Genomic DNA, 2,623 nt, shown 5'->3' with positions numbered 1-2,623 from the left:
TAGAACCTCTAATCGTATCTTTTACATTAACTTTACTTTCTGCAACCTGAGCGATCGCTGAGGAACAACATTTTTGTTGAATAAATAGTCATGCTTGTAGATGAGTAACCACATTTTAATTTTAAAATATCACAAAAATTATGAGAATGCAACGGAAAATCCTTTGACGCGCCGATTTTTTTTCAGGAGCTTCACAAAATAAAAATGTTGGTGATTTTTCAGGGTTGTCATTTCCTGATTCTTAATGTGACAATATTATCGTAGGGTAAAATGATAAAACCATGCTAGTTTATGAGATGAAATTAGAAGGAGAAAAGGCCCAATATGAAAGGCTCGATGAGGCCATTCGCACAGGTCGCTTTGTCCGTAATAGTGTCATCAGAGCATGGATGGACCGTGAGATTAAAAGTCGTAATGATGCCTACAAATACTGCAAAACCTTAGCGGATAACCCCAAATTTCCCTGGGCAAAAAAGCTTAATTCTCAAGCCAGACAGGCTCATGCAGAAAGAGCTTGGGCCGCTACAGAAAGATTCTACAAAAACTGTAAAGCTCAACTTCAAGGAAAGAAAGGATATCCTAAGTTTAAAAAATACCAAGTAAGAGGATCGGTTGAGTACAAAACTTCTGGTTGGAAACTCTCAGAAGATAGACGTTATTTGAAACTAACTGATGGTTTTGAATCTGGTACTTTTAAGCTATGGGGAAGTCGCGACCTTCATTATTATCAACTCAAGCAGATTAAACGAGTCAGAATAGTTAGAAGACACGACGGTTATTATGCTCAGTTTTTGATAGACCATACTAGGGAGGAAAAGAAGGAATTAACAGGGAAACAAATTGGTTTAGATGTAGGTTTAAATCATTTCTATACTGATTCGGAAGGTAATAAAGTCGATAATCCTCGGTTTTTCAGAAAGGATGAACGCCAAATTAAAAAGCTACAAAAGTGTTTATCTCGTACTAAAAAAGGCAGTAAAAACAGGATAAAAGCAAGGAATCGGTTAGGTAGAGCGCATCTCAAGGTATCACGCAGGCGTAACGACTGGGCTTGTAAAGAAGCACAGCACGTCATACAGTCTAACGATTTGGTAGCGATAGAAAACCTAAAAGTGCGTAACATGGTTAAAAACCATCATTTAGCCAAGTCAATTAATGATGTTGCTTGGTATAAATTCAGGGAATGGTTGGAATATTTTGGCAGGATTTATGGGGTTCGAGTTATTGCAGTTGAACCCAAAAATACATCTCAAAATTGCTCAAATTGCGGTCAAAAAGTCATCAAAACTTTAAGCAGTAGAACCCATAAATGTCCCCACTGTGGTTATGAGGCCGATAGGGACGAAAACGCTGCAATCAACATCCTTCAATCAGCCCTCAAGCAACTACCAACTACCCTGGGGCGCAGGGAAGATAACGTCTCTGGAGAGACTGGCCTCTGCTTGAATGGGGAAACCCAGACGAGTAAGCCGACTCGGCGAAAGAGAAACTCTAAGTAGTGATATTTAGAATCCCCGTCTCTTTAGAGCGGGGAGTACGTCAATTTAATGGTGGGTCACATTTATCGCAAAAATAAAGAGTTGGAACTTCAAAGGTATGTGACTTAAAGATGTAGTCAGACATACCACTGTATTGCTTTAACCCAGATTCAAAATTTTTTTCAGCTATGTCTGCTTCTACTTTTTTATCTACACCTGCGAATAAAGATGCTGCTAGAAACTTTGCTTGATTTACTCGAACCTCTTTTAAAGGACGCCATAATTCAGACCCCAGGACAACCCACGGATTCATCAAAATTAACCCTGCTGCTATAGTCTTTGTAACAGGGAAGTCTGGCTTTTGCCCATTATAACGCACTGTATTAATTGTATATACATCTATTAGTTGGTAGATGACAAAATACCAATCAAAAGACTGGGGTGGAATTTTAGTTATATGTTGCTTAGAAGTTTTTTCAGAAATAGTGACACTCTCACCTGTTAATCTACTTAATTCCTTAGACACCTCATTTCTTAACTTAAAACCATCAACTCCTGCTTCTTGAGATGAGCTAATACCTATCTTTGAAGAAATTTCTTTAAAGCTATTAAGTTCTAAACCAGTTTCTCTGGTATAGCTAATTTCTTTTTCTACTCCAGGTACCCCAGGAACAAAATCTACTAATTTCCAGTATTGCTCTTTGACAAATTCCTTTAATTCTTTTAGACCATACTTATAAACATAACGGCTAACAAGCTTTTTCTCTGTTAATTCATGGGGGAGTACACCAAACCTCACTTCTGGCTGAACTAAAGTCGTATTTTTATTTTTATACTTATAAAGTAATTCAGAGTAATTCATAAAGTAATTCAGAGGGTAATATCAAATTTATTCCTTGCTCTTGACACTTGTTAGAGTGTTTTTCAAGCAAGCTTATACACTTGAAGCATAGCTATTAATGATATCACAGTTGTGGTACAATTTATTGTTTTAGATAAAAACCCTATATCTACAGAAAATTTCAAATTATTCTTAAAGCTTAAACCAAGGAAATTCAATTTCAAAGAGTAATCTTCAAACTCAACAAACATTAACTTGATAAATATTGCCAGAAAAATGATATTGTGACTAAGAAATAAGATTT

Annotated in this window: 3 protein-coding genes; 1 reads left to right on the top strand and 2 read right to left on the bottom strand. The window is 36.5% G+C overall.

The genetic code is table 11. The features are described from left to right. Positions 1-281: 281 nt before the first annotated feature. Positions 282-1,499 (top strand): RNA-guided endonuclease InsQ/TnpB family protein, encoded by a 1,218-nt coding sequence (locus AC3DU7_RS30745; protein WP_488043031.1) that lies wholly within the window; start codon positions 282-284, stop codon positions 1,497-1,499. A 40-nt stretch (positions 1,500-1,539) separates the two neighbouring features. On the opposite strand, the gene AC3DU7_RS30740 is transcribed toward AC3DU7_RS30745, so the two are convergent. Both AC3DU7_RS30740 and AC3DU7_RS30735 read right to left on the bottom strand, forming a co-directional pair. Beyond that, positions 1,540-2,340 (bottom strand): hypothetical protein, encoded by an 801-nt coding sequence (locus tag AC3DU7_RS30740; protein WP_488043030.1) that lies wholly within the window; start codon positions 2,338-2,340, stop codon positions 1,540-1,542. A 62-nt stretch (positions 2,341-2,402) separates the two neighbouring features. Further along, a partial coding sequence (locus AC3DU7_RS30735; protein ID WP_488043029.1) for a hypothetical protein occupies positions 2,403-2,623 on the bottom strand: 221 nt, incomplete at its 5' end.

It is taken from the genome of Okeania sp. (genome assembly GCF_983059655.1).
The sequence above is the reverse complement of the archived record's forward strand: the minus strand, read 5'-3'. Positions and strand labels throughout refer to the sequence as shown.

Bases quoted from the DNA above. Each gene is read 5' to 3' on its own strand.
- AC3DU7_RS30745 (WP_488043031.1), top strand. From the start codon at position 282: ATGCTAGTTTATGAGATGAAATTAGAAGGAGAAAAGGCCCAATATGAA.
- AC3DU7_RS30740 (WP_488043030.1), bottom strand. From the start codon at position 2,340: ATGAATTACTCTGAATTACTTTATAAGTATAAAAATAAAAATACGACT.